The organism is Sphingomonas molluscorum, assembly GCF_039522995.1.
Lineage (GTDB): Bacteria > Pseudomonadota > Alphaproteobacteria > Sphingomonadales > Sphingomonadaceae > Sphingomonas > Sphingomonas molluscorum.
This window is the reverse complement of record NZ_BAAAEL010000002.1, coordinates 43,145-61,506: the sequence shown is the minus strand read 5'-3', so window position 1 is coordinate 61,506 and position 18,362 is coordinate 43,145. Positions and strand designations below refer to the sequence as shown.

Genomic DNA, 18,362 nt, shown 5'->3' with positions numbered 1-18,362 from the left:
CCAGCGGCGGCGATCGCACGCACATGATGACCGCCGTCGCCGGGGTTTGATTGCAGTTAAAGCGCGTTCAAGAAGGCAAGCAATCGATCATCGGGGCTGAACCGCTGCGACTTGCCAGTCGTCAACGGCTGCACCCTGGCAAGTGCCGCTTCCTTCAGCGCGATGTGCGCATGCAGATACGCTTTGGTCGACTGCGTCGACTCATGGCCAAGCCAGAGCGATATGACCGTCGGGTCGACTCCCGCCTGCAGTAACTCCATCGCGGCGCTGTGGCGCAGTACATGTGGCGAAACCTTCTTCGACAGCAGCGATGGACGATGTTCGGCAGCTGCGCGGACGTGCTTGGCGAGAAGGAGTTGAACGGCATCAGGGCTCAAGCGACCACCATGGACGTTCGGGAACAGCGAGGTGACCCCGGCTCGAGACGGCTCCTTCATCCATTGCCGCAACGCATCGCGGGCTTGCCGTGTTAGCGGCGTCGACCGCTCCTTGCGACCCTTGCCCACACATCGAACGTGCGCGCCGACCTCGAGATTCACAGCGTCACGGTCCAGTCCTACTATCTCCGCCAGACGCAGTCCGGTCTGAACCGCCACGAGCAACAGTGTATAGTCCCGGCGCCCGATCCAGGTGGTGCGGTTGGGTGCCGCCAAGATCGCCTCCATCTCGGTCCTATCGAGAAACGCCACCTCGACTTTAGCGCGTAGTCGCCCCGGTATCGCGAGGATTCGCTGAATCTGCCCGCTATGCGCGGGCTCCTCGAATGCCACGAAGCGGAAAAAGGCGCGGATCGCGGTCAATCGGAGGTTGCGCGTGTTCGCGCCTATGCCACGTCTGCTCTCCAGATCATCGAGGAAGGAAACAATGAAGGGACCGTCAAAGTCGGTGATAGCCAGGTCAGAGGGTTGCTTGCGCAGCCGGGCATGCGCGAACTTCAGAAGAAGCCGAAACGTGTCGCGATAGGATGCGACGGTGTGCGGGCTGACACCGCGTTGCTGAATCAGCCTCTGGGTGAAGAAGCGCTCGATAAGCGGCGGTAGGGCGGTGGCTATTGTCATGATGCCGTCTCCCACCGCGCTTCGAGCCGGGCGGCAGCGTGGCCCATCAGCTCGGGACTCGCGGTCAGATACCAGTAAGTATCACGAGTGTGGGTGTGGCCGAGAAAGGTGGTCAGCACAGGCAACAGGCGTTCGACATCCTCACCGGCGCGATACCAGCTAACTAGCGTCCGCACGGCGTAGCTGTGGCGAAGGTCATGGACTCTCGGCCCTTTGCGCGTCTTGGGGCCGCGCAGGCCTACCTCGCGCGTCCAGGCAACGAAGACCTTGTGGACACTGTCATGGCGAAGCTGGGCGCCGCGGTCCCCGACGAGGAAATACGGGCTGGCCCGCCGCTTGGGACAGCTGTCCCGCCGCAGCGCATATGCCTCGAGCACCGCGATGGTCGTCACATCAATTGGAACGAGCCGTGTCTTCCCGAACTTCGTGTCGCGGATCGTCAACACGCCGCTATCGAGGTCGACATCCTCCCGGCGCAGATTGGTCGCTTCGCTGAAGCGGAGACCAGCCACGGCGAGCAGACCGAAGAAGCAGTGGAGGGTCCATGGCTTCAGTCCGCCGCGGGGCGGCAGCGCGAGCATTGCCCTGAGCAGATCAACGATCTCTTGTTCGCTGTAAATGTAGGGCTTGGGCCGCCGTTGCGGCGGGAATACGCCGCTCGGCGGAATCTCGGTTCTGGGATCGGTGTTCGCCAGATGCCTGGCGAACGACCGGATCGTCGACAGCCGCGATGACCATGTTGCAGGACCACACCCGCCGCCAGCCCACTCGATTGCGAGCTTGCCGGTAACAACGTCGGCGCCGCGCGCTGCCATGAACGCAATGAACGTGCGAAGTCGAAGCTCCTGGGTCGTGAGCTTGAACCCGAAACCGCGCCGCATCGCCAGATAGCGGCTGAGGGAATCTTCGAGGCCGCTCATTGTGCGTCTCCCGGCCAGGGTTGGCTCAAGAGGCGTAACCGCGGCAGATCGACCTTGGCGTAAACGCGCGTCGCATCATCGACCTGGTGGCGGAGAACATGGCCGATCTCGGCCAAGGTCGCACCAGCTCTGACCATATCCGTCGCTAAAGTGTGCCGAAAGACATGCGCGTGTCGCTTTGCAATGCCCGTGACACCCGCTCGGATCAGCGCCCGACGAGCTAGCAAGCTCACCGGCGCATAGCTTGCGAAGGGAACGCACGGCGTCTCAACGCGCAGGAATACCTCCCGATGTTCACATACCGGACGCGCGTGTCGTAGATAGTCGGCGATCGCAGCGCCGACATCTAGCGGCATCGGCATTGTCGCGCGCCGGCCGCCCTTGCCGGTAATCTCGAACACACCGGCAGCCCAGTCGATGTCGTCCAGCTTGAGGGTCGCAACCTCGTTCGCGCGTAATCCGAGACGAGCAAGCAAGAGCAGCACTGCATAATCGCGCCGACCCGCGACGGTGGTCCGATCGCAATGTGCGAGGACGCGATCGAGTTGTTCGGGCGTGAGAAAGGTCGGAAGGGACGTCAGCGTCCATCCCTTGATCGACGGCACGCTTGCAGCCAAATCATCGTCAGCGATGCCCTCGGCCTTCAGATATCTGAGGAACGACCGAAGCCGGCAGCACATGATTTTCGCGGTAGCGGCGCCGCGTCTGGGCGCGTGGCGCTCGACATACGCAATGACATCTGCACGCGAGAGCGAGGACAACCCTTTTCCCTTTACCCAGCACTCCTGCACGAACGGCCGCGCGAACCAGACATAGGACGCCGAAGACTTGGGCATAAAGCCGCGCCCATGTTCCAGAAAGGACTGGTACGCCGATAGGAGCAGGTCGCGTGGATCCGCCGACGGCAGCCCCAGCGAGATGGCTCCGACTGCGCGCAGGACACCGAGAAATCTTACCAATGCCGTGGGACTACCGTGCCGATAGCCGGTCTGCTGTCGCCGCCAGGCCAGGAACGAACTGACCGTCCGCTCATCGATGTCACAACTATCGCCGTGATCTTCGGTCAGCCATCGGGCGAACTCGCCGATGGCCCGGACGGCGTGGTATGTATGCCGGGTGCTGAAGTGTTGCGCCAGCATCAACGCGATGTATGCGTCTACGTGCTCTCGAAAGGGCCAGCCCTCGAGCAGCCTCCAAAGTTTGGGGCTCGTTAGCGTATATGATGTCATCGGTATCTCCTCTGCTGTTTTGCAAAGGAGACGCGTAACTATGCCGAGTCAGGCAGGGTGAATTACTTGAAATCCCGGGACTTGGGGAACGTGCTCGGCATAGCGCCTTCCTCGGGATAAATTCCGTTATGCCGATCTCGGCATAAAGGAATGTAGATGGTGCGCGCATCGCGTCCGAGGGTCTTGTTCGCCGGGTCGCGGGGGTCAGGCGATATCGGACTTTTGGCAACGTCTGCTCTGCTGACCCGATAGATGTCGGACACATCGCGGCGGCTGCCCACGCTTGCGAGCATCGGCGACAGATCTTCAAGCCGCTGGGCGATCACATGGATGACCTCGCCTTCGCGTTGCACCTGGCCGCGAACGCCCATCATGGACGAGCCGAGCACGGTGCGCCGGTTCGCCTCGAATATCTTGGTCCAGACGACGAGGTTGGCGACGTTGGTTTCGTCCTCGAGCGTGATGAACATCACGCCTTTGGCCGAGCCGGGCTTCTGCCGGACGAGCACGATCCCGGCGAGTTCGATCCACCGCCCGTCCTTGACGCTCTGCAACTGCTCGCAGGTAATCATTTTCCTCGCCTTGAGCTCGTCTCGGAGGAAGGCGAGAGGATGCGCCCGCAAGCTCAGGCCGGACGCGCGATAGTCCTCCACGACCTGCGATCCTTCGGTCATTGGCGCGAGCAGGACCTCAGGTTCCATCGCCTCGGCGAGCAGCTTGCCCGCGCGTTCGTCGGCCGCGGCGAAGAGTGGCAGAACTTCGCTTCCGAGACCTTTGACGCCCCAAAGGCCTGCGCGGCGGGAAAGGGCGAGGGACCCGAACCCATCGGCATCGCCGATACGATCTAGTGCACCGCGACCGACATGGGCGCGTCGCTGGATCTCCTCGACGGACGAATAGGGCTGATCGCCTCGCGCGCTGACGATCGCGGCACCGTCGGCGTTGGCAAGATCGCGCACCATGCAGAGCCCCAAGCGGACGGCCATGTAACGGCCGCTGGCCGGCTCAAGCGTGCAGTCCCAGCGGCTGTGATTGACGTCGATCGGCCGGACCTCGACGCCGTGTTGTCGCGCGTCCCGCACGATCTGCGCGGGAGCGTAGAAGCCCATGGGCTGGGCATTGAGGAGGCTGGCGCAAAAGGCATCCGGGTGATGGCATTTCACCCAGGAGGAGGCGTAGGCGATAAGCGCGAAGCTGGCGGCGTGGCTTTCGGGAAAACCATAGGATCCGAAGCCCTCGATCTGCTTGAACGTCTTCTCCGCAAACTCGCGGTCATAACCGCGCGCGACCATCCCTTCGATCAGCTTGTCCCGGAAATGCGAGACGCCGCCGGTGAGCTTGAAGGTCGCCATGGCCCGGCGGAGAAGATCCGCTTCGCTCGGGGTGAACCCCGCGCATTCGATCGCGACGCGCATCGCCTGCTCCTGAAACAAAGGCACGCCCAATGTCTTTTCGAGGACCCGGCGCAGTTTGGGGGTAGGGTAGGTGACTTCCTCCTCGCCGTTGCGCCTGCGCCGATAGGGATGGACCATGTCGCCCTGGATCGGGCCGGGGCGCACGATCGCGACCTGGATCACCAGATCGTAGAAGGTCCTTGGAGCCATCAGCGGAATCGACGCCATCTGCGCGCGGCTCTCGATCTGGAAGACGCCGAGCGTGTCGGCCTTGCGGATCATCGCATAGGTCGCCGGATCCTCGGCGGGGATGGTCGCGAGGTCGAGATGGACGTCCTTGTCATTGGCCATGAATTCGAACGCTCGGCGCATGCAGCTGAGCATGCCGAGCGCGAGGACATCGACCTTCATGAACCCCAGAGCGTCGATATCGTCCTTGTCCCATTCGATAACCTGCCGATCCTCCATCGCGGCGGGCTCGATCGGGACCAGTTCGTCGAGGCGATCCCGGGTCAGCACGAACCCGCCAGGATGCTGCGAGAGATGGCGCGGGGTGTTGATGAGCTGGCGCGCGAGCTCCAGCGTGAGCGCGAGGCGTCGGTCGCCCATATCGAGGTTCAGTTCCTCGGCGTGCTTCTCCTCGACGCCCTCGCGGCTCCAGCCCCAGACCGATGACGACAGACCGGCGGTAATATCCTCGGAAAGTCCCAGTGCCTTGCCGACTTCGCGGACCGCGCCGCGCGCACGGTAGCGCGTCACGACGGCGGTCAGCGCGCTGCGCGTCCGGCCATATGTCTCATAGATCCACTGGATCACTTCTTCCCGCCGCTCATGCTCGAAATCGACGTCGATATCGGGCGGCTCGCGGCGTTCGGCCGAGACAAAACGCTCGAAGAGCAGCTCGGATCGGACCGGGTCGATCGAGGTGATCCCAAGCACATAGCAGACGGCGCTGTTGGCGGCCGAACCGCGGCCCTGGCAGAGGATCTCGCGCCGCCGCGCCTCGGCCACGATCGAATGCACGGTCAGGAAATAGGGGGCATAGTCGAGGTCTGCGATGAGTTTCAGCTCATGCTCGAGTTGCTGCCGGACCTTCCCGTCGATCCCTTCCGGATAACGAAGTGGTGCCTTCTCCCAGGTGAGGCGCTCGAGTTCCTCCTGCGGCGTCCGCCCGGGCACCTGGATCTCATCGGGATATTGGTATTTGAGTTGTTCGAGACTGAAGGTGCAGCGCGACGCCAATTGCACGCTGCGCGCGACGGGCGAACTGTCCTTCAGATAGCGCCTGAACAGGCGCTCCATCTCCGCAGCAGTCTTGAGGTGTCGGTCCGCGAACCTCTCGCGCCGGGCGCCCAACTCATCGATCGTGCATTTCTCGCGGATGCAGGTAACGACGTCCTGCAGCAACCGGCGATCGGGCGAATGATAGAGGACATCGCCTGTCGCGACGGTGGGGACGCGGGCGGCGGCCGCCAGCGCCGACAGGTCGCGCAGACGGATGGCATCGCGCGGGCGGCGGCGGATCGACAAGGCCATATAGGCTCGGTCGCCGAAGATGCGGCGCGTTCGGGTGAGCGCTTCCTCCGTCACGGCATCGGCGCGGTCGGGCGCCAGCATCGCGATCAGCCCTTCATTCCATTCCTCGATGTCCGACCAATCGAGATGGCAGGCCCCTTTGCCGGCGCGGGCCTTGCCGACACTGAGCAAGCGACACATCCGGCCATAGGCCGCGCGGTCGGTCGGATAGACGAGTAGCGCCGTGCCATCGGTCAGATCGAGACGGCACCCGATGATGGCGCGCACGCCGGTTGTCTTCTCCGCATCCCAGGCCCGGACGATCCCCGCGACGCTATTGCGGTCGACGACGCCCAGCGCCGGCAGCCCCAGCAGCGCGGCGGCCGCGAATAGTTCCTCCGGCGACGACGCGCCTCTCAGGAAGCTGAAATGCGTCGTGACCTGAAGCTCGACATAAGCCGGCGCAGCGTGGCTCATGCGAAGGCGCCATGGATGAACCAGCGCATGGGACCGGTCGCGGGGTTCTCGCCGTCGCCAAGCCGGAACAGCCAATAGCGCCCCCCCGTCACGGTCTCGACCTGGTAATAGTCGCGGACGGTGTGGGGGCGCTCGGCTTCATGACCGGCATCGCGCCACCATTCGCCGTGGAGCCGCTCCGGTCCGTCAGCTCGGGTCACCCGGAAGCGCTGGCGCCGCCAGACGAACATCGCGGGAGGATGGTCGGGGAGCATGGCCGTGACGTCGATCGCCTCGGGCGGTGTCAGCATGCGACAGGGGCGGGGAAGATCGTCGTCCCAGGCCGCGCCGCTGGCGCCTGCCAGTGCGGCGGCGGCGCTGACCGATCGCTCCGGCATCGCGCTTGCGCGCGGGGCAGAGCGATAGAGGCTGTTCTGGCCGAAGCGATTGGCTAGCGCATCGACGAGGGACGCCAGATCGGGGCCGCGGCGCGTCAAGCTTTCGAGGCCTTCGCCCTGCCTAGCCGCCATCGGCTCCACCAGCGGCGACACCAGTGTCATCGCCTCGATCCCGAGGCCGGGGTCGACGGTCTCCAGCTTGGCGCACAGGAGTTTCGCGAGATGCGGGACATCGCGCGAGGGCGCCGCCGTCCCGACGCGGATGGCCTGGTTATGGGCATCGACCCTGTGGAAATAACAGTCGAGCCTTCGCGCACCTTTGCCGAGCCTGTTCAGCTGGTCGACGATGTCCGCGACGAGATCGTGGATCACCTGCCCGAACGCCTCCGCGGTCACGAGCGGCTCGACGAAACGGCGACGGGCGCGGGGGAGGGCGTCGGGAAAGATCGGGTCGATCGGCTCGGGCAGCGTTCCCAGCGCCTGGTCGAGGCGCCGATGCAGATTGCGGCCGAACCGCTTGGCGAGCGGCCCGCGCGGCGTTCCGATCAGCTGCTCGATCCGTTCGAAGCCCAGCTTTCGCAAGCCTTCGACGGCATCGGCCTCGAGGCGCAGCGATGCGATCGGCAGGAGTGCCAGCGCCTCGCGATGCTTGCCCGGATCGATCGTGACCGGCCGCCCCGCAGGGACGTGGCGCGCGACGGCATGCGCACAGCCCGCGGTGTCGGCGACCGCGATCTGGACGGAGAGCCCGAATGCGGCAACGCGCCGATGGAGATCCTTGAGCAGCGCCCGCTCGCTGGTGAACAAATGCGCGCAGCCGGTGATGTCGAGCCAGATTCCGTCCGGCGGGTCGGGCGCGACGACCGGCGAATAACGCTGCCCGGCCCAGAGCGTGAGCCGCCGCAGGCCTTCGAAATCGGCATCGGGATCGGCGTCGACCACCTCGAACTCCGGCGCGAACGAGCGCGCCTTGGTGATCGTCATGCCTGCCCGAATGCCAAGCGAACGCGCGGCGCCGTCCACGGACGCGACGATGCGCCGCCCATGATCGGGTATCGCCGTGATCAGTGGAATGGTGCTGGGAGACGCCGCGCCGTCAGGCGGCGACTTGGCGCTCTTCCGCCGCAGCCGGTCGGTCGACCAGTGCGGCAGGAAGACCGATACGACCCGTCGCATCGCACCCCTCCACAATCCAGCTATGCGGGTTGCCGCCGCGTACGCGCTCGAGCGCCACGTGCCAGCGGGCGCGTCCGAGACTGGGAATGCCCAGATCTTCGCTCGGCGACGCCGTGATCCGCCAGCGCGTCATGGCGGCGGAGCCTTCGCCCACTTCCTCGAGCTTTGCGGCGCGGCGAAAAACAAAGGCCGGCACGCCCGAGCCTTCCGCCGCAAGCTGCAGGCGCTTCGAGGCGGTCGTCGAATATTTGGTGATCTCGCCGACCACGCCGGCAACGCCCGCATGGCGGAGGCATTCCTCCATCGCGAGCAGCACATTGGCGTCGTTGCCCGCCTCGACATAGATGACGCGGTCGGGATGGAGCCCGGCAAGATGGAGGGCGGGCGCGAACAGGTCGCGCCAGCGCAGGCACCAGAAGACAGGGCCTTCGATCCGGGCAAGGATGCCGGCCAGGAAAGTGGTCGCGCTTGCTTCGTCTGCAAGGTCGGGGCTGCCGGTGATCTCGTGAAGCGCGCCGTTGGCGATTCCGCCGCCCGGCAATCGATCGTCGATCTCGCTTAAGCCGAACGGGATCGCCTCATGGCGCGCGCCCACGCCTTCGATCTGCGCGATACGCGCACGCAGATCTTCGAGGACGGTCGATTGGCGCATGACATAATGAGACTCGGAAGCGGTTGAGGCGTTCCCTTTATGTTCTAGTTAAAGCGGTACAGAGTCAAGCGGTCATCGCATCGCTGCGGAGAGAACCCCGTGAACTGTGCGTGCGGGATCGAGATCCTCGTCCGCTATCGGCCATCGTCGAATCGTCAGCGCATATCTTCGTATCGAACCGGGATATGCACCTTTGGGATGCTTTCCAGCTGTGGAACCGGACGTGTCTCACCACCCAGCGTGCGCCATTGACGTTCGCGGGCGCGGGCAGAGGAAAGCGACAATTCCATAATGTGCGCGACGGCCATGGCAGATTTGCCCATGTCGAATAGCCGGTAGCAAATCTCGACGCCGCGCGGTGTCAGGCGGCCGCGATGGTAGCGGTTCTCGGGCCAGCGCGGATGGAAATCGCCGACAAGCTCGGTGGCTTCGATCGACATCTCCTTGTTCAAAGCCTGGATCGCAGTCCGCCGCTCGCGGACGAGCTTGCGAATTCTCCGATCGAGGCGCCTGATGTCGTCGCGCAGTGCCTTCTCTGTGGCCTCGAAAAGGATTCCCCGCATGCTCATCACGCCGACATAGTGTTGGGCGATGGTGCGCTCCTCTAAAAGCCTGCGCATCGCCTCCAAGCGATCGAGCGCCTCATAGTCGTGCTCCTGCCGGTCCGGCATGTACGCGAGGTGGTCGCGAACCCAGGCGTCGGTGCTGAGGTCAGCGGTCACCTGGTCGAGATGGTGCGCGATGCTGTTCCGCCTGCCGATTAAATCGACCATCTCGCGCCGCTCGTCCGGGGTCAGCACGCCGTCTCGTACAAGGGCATCGAATGCACGCTTCACCTTCTTGCGATCGGGCACCTCCTCCTCGGCCGGGCGATCCTCGTCGTTGACGGCATTCTTCCAGTCTCGCTGGGCGGCGACGATCTCGAGCACCTCGCGCTTCAGTTCTTCGGCATGGTAGATGATCAGGATCATCTGCAAAGCGCGATGCCGTATCATGCAGCGTTCCAGCTCCGGCAGCCGGCCCCGCAGTGGATCGGTGTAGTGCGGCTTGCGGCCTTCCCAGAGAGGCTCTTCTCGCTGCGTCATAGCGCTGGCGCGCCGCCGCGGTCCCAGCGGATCGGGGTGGCATTGGGTCGGTCCGGGCGACTGGCAACCCAGGCCGGCCAGGATCGTGCGAGGCCCCTAAACCCGCAGGAATGGGCACCGTTCCGAATTCCCGGTCGCCCGCTGGCTGCATGGCTGGCCCCAAGCTCAAACGTCACCTTGAAAATTATCTGCATGAAGCGTATCTCCATGTCGGAAACGACGTATTTTGGTAGCACCGATGTCAAGCTTGACCGAGCAGATTCTGGAGCGCTTCACGGGCGGCGATACGATCGCGCGTGCGGATCTCACGCTGCCTGCCAATTATGACTCGGTGGGCCGGGCGTTGGGCGATCTTGTCAGGGCGCGCAAGATCACGCGGGTGGGACGGGGCCGTTACAAGCTGGCGTCCAGCAGCGTGCCCTTGTCGAGTGGGACGATCGCAGAGGCGATCAGCCGGAAGATCAGCCGCTCGAAGCGCAACGTATTCCTGCGCAGCGACTTCGATAAGCTCGGCAGTTACGATGGCGTCGGACGCGCGCTCAAGCAACTCACCCGGACCGGCAAGCTCGTACAGATCGGCTACGGCCTCTATGCCAAGGCTGAAGTGTCGCCGTTCAACGGCAAGCCGGCGCCTCTTGTCGGTATCCGCCGGCTCGCGATCGAAGCGCTTGGGCGGCTCGGCAAGGCGGTCGATGTGTCGAGCTTCGATAAGGCCTATAACAGCGGCCGTTCGACGCAGGTGCCGACTGGTCGTACCCTGGCCGTGAAAGATCGGGTTCGCCGGCGCATCGGATACGACGGCAATTATGTCGTTCTCGAACGCGCCTGACGCGATCACGCTTGGACGCGTTGCCGGTGCGTTGGCGGTCGACGAAGCCTTTGTCGAAAAGGACTGGTTTGTCGTCCAGGCGATCGCGGTGCTCGTCGCTGTCGGAGGCGAGGACATCGTGCCGGTGTTCTCGGGCGGCACCTCACTGCTCAAGGGCTACGGCCTGATCAAGCGGTTCTCGGAGGACATCGACTTCAAGCTCAACCTGTCCGCCGCCTTTACGGAGCTCTCCGGCGGGCAGCGGCGCAGGGCGCTCGGCGATTTCCGGGACAAATTGGCCGACGCGTGGAAAGCCGCCGGTTTCAACGTCACGGATGTCGTGGCGCGCGATGCAAATGGATTTCTCCAGTTCGAGATGGATTACCCCTCGATCCTGGATGCTCATGACGCGTTGCGTCCGCACATCCTTGCCGAGCTCTCCGCGAAACCGCCCCGTCTCACTGTGCAAGAGCGCCCGCTATTCTCGTACGTTGCCCAATTCCGCCGGGCAGATCCGGAAGTCGGCGCGATCGCATGCGTTGACCCGGTCGAGACTGCCGCAGACAAGCTCAGCGCCTTCAGCTGGAGATCGCTGGTCCGTGACCGGGCATCGCCGAAGGACGATCCTGCAGTCGTGCGTCACCTCCATGATCTTGCCGCACTGGAAGCCGCGGTTTCGGCAAGCAGCGATTTCCCCGCGTTGCTCGTCGAGACGCTTGTTGCGGACGCGGGACGCGGCGGAGAGGTAACCGAGAAGCTGACACCCACCGATCGGCTGGCGGCAATGCTCGCTACCCTGCATGCCGACACGCTCTATCCTCCGGAATATACGCGCTTCGTCGAGGGCATGGCATTCGCGGGCGATAGCGAGGTTCCGTCATTTGAGGAGGCAATAGCCGCAGTGACGCGGCTGTGCGCGCTGCTGCCAGACTGACGGTTCCTATCTCGACCGGCATAGACGGGCAGGCTCGTCGCGGGGTTTGAGGAACAGAACGAGGGGACGATCAGCGTTCTCGCCAGATGATTTGGACGTTCTGTCATGTATGAGAACATTAGCGTCCGCGATAAGCGCAGGCCAACAAGCGACACTTTTGTCGGATCAAAGGGTAGTATGCGATATCCAGGGCAACCAGAATCACCACCGGGTTGGTATCACGACAGAGGGCAGTCATACATCGAGCGCCAGTTTTCAAAGGAACTCGATGATCTGGCAGCGCGCATCGAGAGTGAGCATTGGTTTGGCGATCCCGAAAAGCATGGTCGCTATCGCGTAGATTTTATATTGAAGGACGCCAGACTGATTATCGAGTTGGATGGCCACGAGTTCCATTCCACGAGAGAGCAGCTTGAGAAAGATGCGATCAGGCAGCGATATCTGACCCGAGCCGGTTACTCAGTTATTGCATATTCGCCGACCTTCATCTCGGGGCCGACATGGAAGAAGGCGAGCGTTTCGGCCGGATGGCGGAAAGCGTCGCGGGCCTTGTCGGTGGCGCGGCTCGGGTGATTGATCGCCGCCGAAAGCTGCGCGCCGTGCTCCTTCATGAAGTGCGCGGTGTCCTTGATGTGCGCCTCGTCGACCGCGCCCGCGCCGGCTTTCATGGCGTGGCCTGCGTGCTGGGCGGCGAGCGGCGCGGCAAGAGCGAGACCGCTCACGGCGGCGAGCGCAAGGATCGTCCTGTTCATTGTCAAATCTCTCCCTCGAAGTGCGAAATCGGATGCCGACACATGGCAACTGGCCGCTTGCTAGCCTATCTGAGGAGAAAACCAACGGAGAAACATCGTGAGCGATACCAACACGGCGATCATTGCCGGCGGCTGCTTCTGGTGCACCGAGGCGGTGTTCCGCGACGTCGTCGGCGTCTCGAGTGTCGAGAGCGGCTATATCGGCGGCACCAAGGCGAACCCCACCTACAAGGAAGTCTGCACCGGCACGACCGGCCATGCGGAAGGAATCCGCGTGACCTTCGACCCCGCGGTCATCACCTTGCCCGAAATCTACGACGTGTTTCTCGGCACGCACGATCCGACGCAGCTGAACCGGCAGGGCAACGATATCGGGACGCAGTATCGCTCCGCGATCTTCCCCCTCTCCGAAGAGCAGGGCAAGGAGGCAGAAGCCGCGATCGCGCGCTGGAACGCGGAGAACGGCAAGACGGCTGTGACAACGATCGAGGGCCTGTCGGGCGGCCAGCAGACGGCGGAGTGGTATCCGGCCGAGGACTACCACCAGGAATACTGGGACGGCGAAGGCCAGCGCAATCCCTACTGCCTTGCGGTGATCCCGCCCAAGCTGATGAAATTGCGCAAGAGCTTCCAGAAGTATGTGAAGTAGCACAAGGGCAGCGCCAACCCGGCCCGTCAACGGACGGGCCGCGAGCGCACGCGCGCGAGCCGCAGGCGATCAGGCCCGCAAGGGCCTGAGACTCGCCGAGGACGTGCCCGCGGAGGCGGGCACGCGCCTTACCTGTACTTGCCCGCCGTGATGAACTTGCCGAAGGCCTCGCACCAGATCACGACCGTGTCGTAATCCTCGATGTTCACGCCGGCGGGCACCTCGGTGATGAAGCCGTTGTAGCTCTTGATCGAGCCCAGCTGCACCGACTGCGCCTTGATCTTGCGGAAATCCGCATCGGTCTCGACGTAGCTGGGCGCGAGGTAGATCTTGTAGTCCGGGCCCGGCGCGAGTTCGCCCTGGTGGACGATCCGCTGCGGGGTGACGCTGATCGTGCCCGTGCCCCAATGGAGCCAGTCGCTCCCGGGCAGATCCTTGCGGAAGGTTGCGGAATAGGTCGCGGACTGCGCGGCGGCGGCGAGCTGCGTGGCATCGGGCGCGCGCTCGGCGACGAGGATGGGGAGGAGATAGACGCCGAGGCCGAAGCCTACGCCAAGCGTGGCGAGGTGGGTAGCAGCAAGGAGGAGGATCTTCTTCATGGGGCGCATCTTTCACGAAAGGTCATGCGGTGCCTTTCGCAGAAACGCCGGGCCTTGTTACCCGACATTCCCCAAGTGGCCTGCCGCTTGACTTCAAGATCGCCTGATTTTGCTCGCTGGGCAAGCGTTTTTCGCCCCGAGCGGTGTCTGTCGTCGCGCAAACGGCCGAAGTCGGGTGGATCAAGCCTCGAACCCGCAGCATTCTGGCCCGGCAGAGCCGCTTTTCCGCGCGGCAGACGGACCTGTCCTGCCGCTTTCGTTCAGCTTGGGCATGGATCGTGGTCATGCGCATGACGGAGGCGTTCGAAGACGGCGGATGGCGGCAAGGACGGCCCGCACCATCGGGCCGGTGACGGCGACCTCGGCCAACTGGAAGGTAATGGCGCGGGCGTGGCGGACGACGCGGGCGCCGATCTTGATCAGCTTGAGTTGCAGGCTGGTCAACGACCAGTCCGCCATGGCCTCGGGCAGTTCGATGCAGCGCAGGAAGGTTGCCAGGTTGTAGGCCAGCGCGTGCAGTTGCAGCCGCACCTCGTTGTGCCGGAACTTCCGGCATGACAGCCGCGTCCAGCGAAAGGCATATTTGCCTTCCTTGATGTGCTGCTCTGCGGTGCCGCGCTGGTTGTAGAACCTCACCACCCAGTCTGGCTCCATCGGCAGGTTGGTGACGATGAAGCCGACTTTGGGGAACAGCTCGCCCGGATGCCATTCGATCTTGGCGATGACGCGGCGCGGCTTGTCCCAGGACGCCGCCTGATACTCGAAGTCCTCGAAGAACCGTTTGACCTTGGTCAGCGAAGGCCGTCCCACGGGCCGTGTCAGCCGATGCGCGATCTTCTCGCGCAAGACGGCGTTGGCGGGCAGACGGATGGCGTAGAAGAACCTGGCTTCTTCCAGCCGCATATAGATCGCGGGGATCGCGTAGGCAGCGTCGGCCCGGAAGAAGCGTCCACCAAGGTCGCGGCCAGCATATCGGGCAATGACGGGATCAAGGACATCCCGCCAGCCATCGGCGCTGTGGACATTGCCGTTACGCAGGGCGCAGCGCTCCAGCATGCCAAACTGGTTGAACAAGAAGATGGGGTGATAGCAGGTGCAGTCGAAATGCCCGTTCCAGGCAGCACCTTCCTGATCGCCGTGGGTGGGGCTGACCGAGCTGTCCATGTCCAGCACGATGTATTTCAACCCGTTGCGGTCATGAAACCGGTCGATCCATTGGCCGTTCAGATCGGCCAGCGCCGCCCGGTTCGCGGCCAGAGCCAGCGTCTCGGTCTCGAACCGTCCCATCTGCGATGCCGAAGCAGCTTGCGCCTCGACGGCCCTGCCGCCAACGACCTGACGCATCACGGGATCGAGGGCCAAGCGGTCGGCATCGTTCACATCCTCGTATCCGGCCAGTCGTCCGAACACCGATTGCCGGAACAATCCGTCAAGCCGATGGAGCGTGTTCTTCCCGGTGCGGCTGTCTCGCAGCGCCTCCGACGCCAGATTGGACAGGCCGAGCACGTCATCAAGCTCGCGCATCACCAGCAGGCCACCGTCTGAACTGATCTGCGCGCCACGGAACTCCAGACGCACACGGCGGTCGAAATCAACCCGATCTCCCCGCGCCAAGCCCGCACCCTCCAGGTGATCCATGAAACGCGCCCCTCGCAGCCGTCAACGCCATGATTTATATGCGAAATATCACGATTACGACAGCGAAATCAGCGACTTACTTGGAGAATGTGGGGTTATACGTTTTACTGGTCGCGAGATAAACCGAAACGCAGAGGCTTGCGTCCGTGAGGTACGAGAAATGTACCAAGAGCGGATGCAAAGGGCGCCAGCTAAGTATCGCGTACTATATATCGACTACCAGTTTCTCGTCCGCCAGATGGCAGAGGCGATCCGGTTTTATCAGGGTATTCACCCCAGCAGACACCTCGAAATGCCAACGCTGGAGGAGTTTATTCCCCATGCTGTGGATTGGCTCCACGAAAAATCGTTCATCACCGCCTTTGTCTTTCTGCCCCCGGAGGAGAAATGCCGTATTTCTCATTTAGAGGGAGTGGTAGCGGAATATGATAACGGCGAGGTTCGCGTAAACATCGTTGATGACGAGATGTACTCGTTAGAGCTTGGCAAGCATATGATGAGTTTTTCTCATCTGTTTGATGACTTCTACCTCGTCGCTGACGACCCCGTTTATGTGGACCCTCTGCGATCGGTGCTTCCTGCAAATCTCAATGAACATCTGCCAGGGCAGACTGGCCTCAAATATCTGCCCGGCGGCAAGATCCTTAGAAAAGGAAATGACGAGACTTCATTTGCCGGTACGGATTTGGCGCGCGTTCGGTGGCAGGACGTGTGGTATCCTATTGGAACGTCGATGGGACTTGCGACTCATGAGTTATAGCCGTCGGCTAAGGGCCGGGGCCTGCGATAGCGAGGTTGGCGCGCTGCCGCGCGTCACTTTCGCGAGCGCGGTCTGTTTGCCAGTTGTCTCGACGCCCTAATAATTAGGTTGCGGCGCGACGCCGAGGAAGCGGACCAGACTATCGGGAGCGACGAAATTGATGCCTGTGCCGCGACTTCGATCGCCCTTGGCCACGAGCCGGTCGAAGATCGCGACCTTGTCGACATGCATGGTGGTGCCGCCCCATACTGCCTCCTGAACATATCGCGCGATGAACCCGGCGAGAACGTCGGCGATCTGAATGCCGATCGATTTGTGCGATTGCAGGAAGTGTAGCTCGGCCGCCTGGGAAAAATCAAAGTCGGCTGTTTTCATAGGCAGATTCACGTCGAGCTCCGCAAACCTTTCCGTCTGCGTCTTGGCGTATTGGAGAATGTCCCCGAACTGCAGTTGCTCATCATGGAACAGCGTCACACCTGAAACCTGCTTGCGCGCGTACCGGTTGATCCGGGCATAGATGTGCGTGAACGAGGTCATGTTGGGGAGGACCCAAAGGAGTTTCCCGGCGGGGTTCGCGTCAGGAACCGGCAACGCGCGCTCGACCGCTTTGGCCTTTGGCAGTTTGCGGAAGTCCTTCAGGCTGTCCCCCGTGAAGCAGACGATCCCTTCTGCAATCTCCGGCGAAGCTGTGTCTGCCTCTGCCCATTTGATGATGCGCTTATAGAGATCGAGTATCTCGCTATGGTCCCTGCTTTGGCAGCAGGCGGCGAAGGCGTGCGTGAGACTGGGAGGCGCATAGAGCGCGATATGATCCGCCATGACGCCCTTCATCCAGAGCGCGCCGCGCCCGGTGTCGCACTCTCCGACGTAGGGGACCACCATCCGCTCGATGATGTTCATGACCACGAAATAATGCTTGTCCACGATCTCGATGAAAATCGGGCAGTGGTGTGCTTCCAGCAGGTCGAGAAGGTCGAGGATGAACCGCGGTCTCTCATAGGCCTGTTTCGACTTTACCTCCGGCCCCTGGAGACGGTGCGTCGCTTTGAGGGCGCCGAACTGCACGGTGAAGTCGTCGTCAAGCGCGCTGCCAAAGGCGGCCAGAGCGAACATGCGCTGTTCAATGAAATAAGCCTCGATTTTGACAGCGCTCAGATCGCCCGTGTTGCCGCTTTCGTCGATGTAATATTGCGAGGGCACGTGCTCTGGCATGGGATCTCCACTGTGCAATCTCGGCAGGCAGGTTGTCTACCTGCCCTTTGATCGTCAGCGGTTGAAGTCAGATGCAAGCTCAGCACGGTCGATCGCCATTTCTGCGTCAGCGCACGGCGCGTCGCTCATTGCGGCATCTCGACATGCCCGCCGAAGCCGAAGCGCATCGCCGAGAGAAGCTTGTCTCCGAAGGTGTGGTCGACGCGGCTGCGATAGCGCGCGAACAAAGCCGCCGAGAGGACATATGCCGGGACTGCCTCCTCCATCGCCGCGTCGATCGTCCACTGGCCCTCGCCCGAATCCGAGACCTTGCCTGTGAACTGCTCGAGCATCGGATCCCCGACCAGGCCAATTGCGCACAGGTCGAGCAGCCACGACGAGATCACGCTGCCGCGGCGCCAGACTTCGGCTACATCGGTCAGGTTGATGTCGAAGCGCTCCTCGGGCGCGAGCCGTTCGGAGGACTTGCTCTTTAGGATGTCGAAGCCCTCGGCATAGGCCTGCATCAGGCCGTATTCGATGCCGTTGTGGACCATCTTGACGAAATGGCCGGCGCCGGTGGGGCCGGCATGGATATAGCCGCGTTCGGCGCGATCGTCGGTCGCGTCGCGTCCGGCGGTGCGGACGATCGAGCCATAGCCCGGCGCGAGCGTATCGAAGATCGGATCCAGGAGGTCGACGGTCTCCTTGTCGCCGCCGATCATCATGCAATAGCCGCGTTCGAGCCCCCAGACCCCGCCCGACGTGCCGACATCCACATAATGGAGCTGCTTCCCCTTTGCCGCGGCACCGCGTTTGATATCGTCCTTATAGAAGCTGTTGCCCCCGTCGATGATGATGTCGCCAGGCTCGGACAATTCCATCAGATCGTCGACAGTGCTTTGGGTGGGAACACCTGCCGGGAGCATCACCCAGAAGATCCGCGGGGCAGTGAGCCTGGCGACGACTTCCGCGAGCGAATTCGCGCCGGTGGCGCCTTCACCCGCGAGCATAGCAACTGCGGCAAGGTCGCGGTCGAAGGCGACGATCTCATGGCCCCCGCGCATCAGTCGACGCGCGATATTGGCACCCATCCGGCCGAGGCCGATCATTGCAAGACGCACTATCCTACTCCTTCTGTCAGGATC

17 protein-coding genes are annotated in these 18,362 nt (G+C 63.0%); 4 read left to right on the top strand and 13 right to left on the bottom strand.

Annotation, left to right across the window (positions count from 1 at the left end; translation table 11 throughout):
- Positions 1 to 56 precede the first annotated feature (56 nt).
- From ABDZ92_RS04750 to ABDZ92_RS04720, 7 genes are all read right to left on the bottom strand, one after another.
- The gene (locus ABDZ92_RS04750; protein WP_343761857.1) at positions 57 to 1,058 is read right to left on the bottom strand and encodes a tyrosine-type recombinase/integrase; all 1,002 of its coding nucleotides are present in this window, start codon (positions 1,056 to 1,058) and stop codon (positions 57 to 59) included.
- Entirely contained in the window at positions 1,055 to 1,978 is a 924-nt protein-coding gene (locus ABDZ92_RS04745; protein WP_343761855.1) for a tyrosine-type recombinase/integrase, read from the bottom strand. Before ABDZ92_RS04745 ends, ABDZ92_RS04750 begins: the two co-directional genes overlap by 4 nt.
- Positions 1,975 to 3,117 carry a tyrosine-type recombinase/integrase gene (locus ABDZ92_RS04740; protein ID WP_343761853.1) on the bottom strand — a complete coding sequence of 381 codons (1,143 nt, stop codon included), beginning with the start codon at positions 3,115 to 3,117 and terminating at the stop codon, positions 1,975 to 1,977. The genes ABDZ92_RS04745 and ABDZ92_RS04740 overlap by 4 nt, the downstream gene beginning before the upstream one ends.
- A 152-nt stretch (positions 3,118 to 3,269) precedes the next feature.
- The gene (locus ABDZ92_RS04735; protein ID WP_343761851.1) at positions 3,270 to 6,593 is read right to left on the bottom strand and encodes an error-prone DNA polymerase; all 3,324 of its coding nucleotides are present in this window, start codon (positions 6,591 to 6,593) and stop codon (positions 3,270 to 3,272) included.
- Positions 6,590 to 8,146, bottom strand: coding sequence for a DUF6504 family protein (locus ABDZ92_RS04730; RefSeq protein ID WP_343761849.1), 1,557 nt, complete (start codon positions 8,144 to 8,146; stop codon positions 6,590 to 6,592). The genes ABDZ92_RS04735 and ABDZ92_RS04730 overlap by 4 nt, the downstream gene beginning before the upstream one ends.
- On the bottom strand, positions 8,067 to 8,798 hold the full coding sequence (locus ABDZ92_RS04725; RefSeq protein WP_343761847.1) for an ImuA family protein: 732 nt from the start codon (positions 8,796 to 8,798) through the stop codon (positions 8,067 to 8,069). The genes ABDZ92_RS04730 and ABDZ92_RS04725 overlap by 80 nt, the downstream gene beginning before the upstream one ends.
- A gap of 155 nt (positions 8,799 to 8,953) precedes the next feature.
- Entirely contained in the window at positions 8,954 to 9,769 is an 816-nt protein-coding gene (locus ABDZ92_RS04720; protein WP_343761845.1) for a hypothetical protein, read from the bottom strand.
- A 340-nt stretch (positions 9,770 to 10,109) separates the two neighbouring features.
- On the opposite strand from ABDZ92_RS04720, the gene ABDZ92_RS04715 reads away from it, so the two are divergent.
- Both ABDZ92_RS04715 and ABDZ92_RS04710 read left to right on the top strand, forming a co-directional pair.
- Positions 10,110 to 10,712 carry a hypothetical protein gene (locus ABDZ92_RS04715; protein WP_343761843.1) on the top strand — a complete coding sequence of 201 codons (603 nt, stop codon included), beginning with the start codon at positions 10,110 to 10,112 and terminating at the stop codon, positions 10,710 to 10,712.
- Complete coding sequence (locus ABDZ92_RS04710; RefSeq protein WP_343761841.1) at positions 10,690 to 11,625, top strand: nucleotidyl transferase AbiEii/AbiGii toxin family protein; 936 nt, start codon at positions 10,690 to 10,692, stop codon at positions 11,623 to 11,625. Before ABDZ92_RS04715 ends, ABDZ92_RS04710 begins: the two co-directional genes overlap by 23 nt.
- A 255-nt stretch (positions 11,626 to 11,880) precedes the next feature.
- On the opposite strand, the gene ABDZ92_RS04705 is transcribed toward ABDZ92_RS04710, so the two are convergent.
- Complete coding sequence (locus ABDZ92_RS04705; RefSeq protein ID WP_343761839.1) at positions 11,881 to 12,012, bottom strand: hypothetical protein; 132 nt, start codon at positions 12,010 to 12,012, stop codon at positions 11,881 to 11,883.
- 68 nt (positions 12,013 to 12,080) lie between these two features.
- Positions 12,081 to 12,377, bottom strand: coding sequence for a hypothetical protein (locus ABDZ92_RS04700; protein ID WP_343761837.1), 297 nt, complete (start codon positions 12,375 to 12,377; stop codon positions 12,081 to 12,083).
- A 97-nt stretch (positions 12,378 to 12,474) separates the two neighbouring features.
- Here ABDZ92_RS04700 and msrA point away from each other — a divergent pair, with 97 nt between their 5' ends.
- Positions 12,475 to 13,026 carry a peptide-methionine (S)-S-oxide reductase MsrA gene (gene msrA / locus ABDZ92_RS04695; protein ID WP_267620620.1) on the top strand — a complete coding sequence of 184 codons (552 nt, stop codon included), beginning with the start codon at positions 12,475 to 12,477 and terminating at the stop codon, positions 13,024 to 13,026.
- Positions 13,027 to 13,154: 128 nt separating this feature from the next.
- Here the strand turns inward: msrA and ABDZ92_RS04690 are convergent, their stop codons facing one another.
- Both ABDZ92_RS04690 and ABDZ92_RS04685 read right to left on the bottom strand, forming a co-directional pair.
- On the bottom strand, positions 13,155 to 13,625 hold the full coding sequence (locus ABDZ92_RS04690; protein ID WP_343761834.1) for a DM13 domain-containing protein: 471 nt from the start codon (positions 13,623 to 13,625) through the stop codon (positions 13,155 to 13,157).
- A gap of 282 nt (positions 13,626 to 13,907) precedes the next feature.
- Positions 13,908 to 15,263, bottom strand: a complete 1,356-nt coding sequence (locus tag ABDZ92_RS04685; protein WP_012112698.1) for an IS1380-like element ISPme1 family transposase — start codon at positions 15,261 to 15,263, stop codon at positions 13,908 to 13,910.
- Here ABDZ92_RS04685 and ABDZ92_RS04680 point away from each other — a divergent pair.
- Positions 15,262 to 16,023: a hypothetical protein gene (locus ABDZ92_RS04680; RefSeq protein ID WP_343761831.1), complete on the top strand. Its 762-nt coding sequence runs from the start codon at positions 15,262 to 15,264 to the stop codon at positions 16,021 to 16,023. The two genes, ABDZ92_RS04685 and ABDZ92_RS04680, sit on opposite strands and share 2 nt — an antisense overlap.
- A 96-nt stretch (positions 16,024 to 16,119) precedes the next feature.
- On the opposite strand, the gene ABDZ92_RS04675 is transcribed toward ABDZ92_RS04680, so the two are convergent.
- Positions 16,120 to 17,235, bottom strand: coding sequence for a DUF3800 domain-containing protein (locus ABDZ92_RS04675; RefSeq protein ID WP_343761829.1), 1,116 nt, complete (start codon positions 17,233 to 17,235; stop codon positions 16,120 to 16,122).
- A gap of 125 nt (positions 17,236 to 17,360) precedes the next feature.
- On the bottom strand, positions 17,361 to 18,338 hold the full coding sequence (gene gnd / locus ABDZ92_RS04670; RefSeq protein WP_343761826.1) for a phosphogluconate dehydrogenase (NAD(+)-dependent, decarboxylating): 978 nt from the start codon (positions 18,336 to 18,338) through the stop codon (positions 17,361 to 17,363).
- Positions 18,339 to 18,362: the final 24 nt, after the last annotated feature.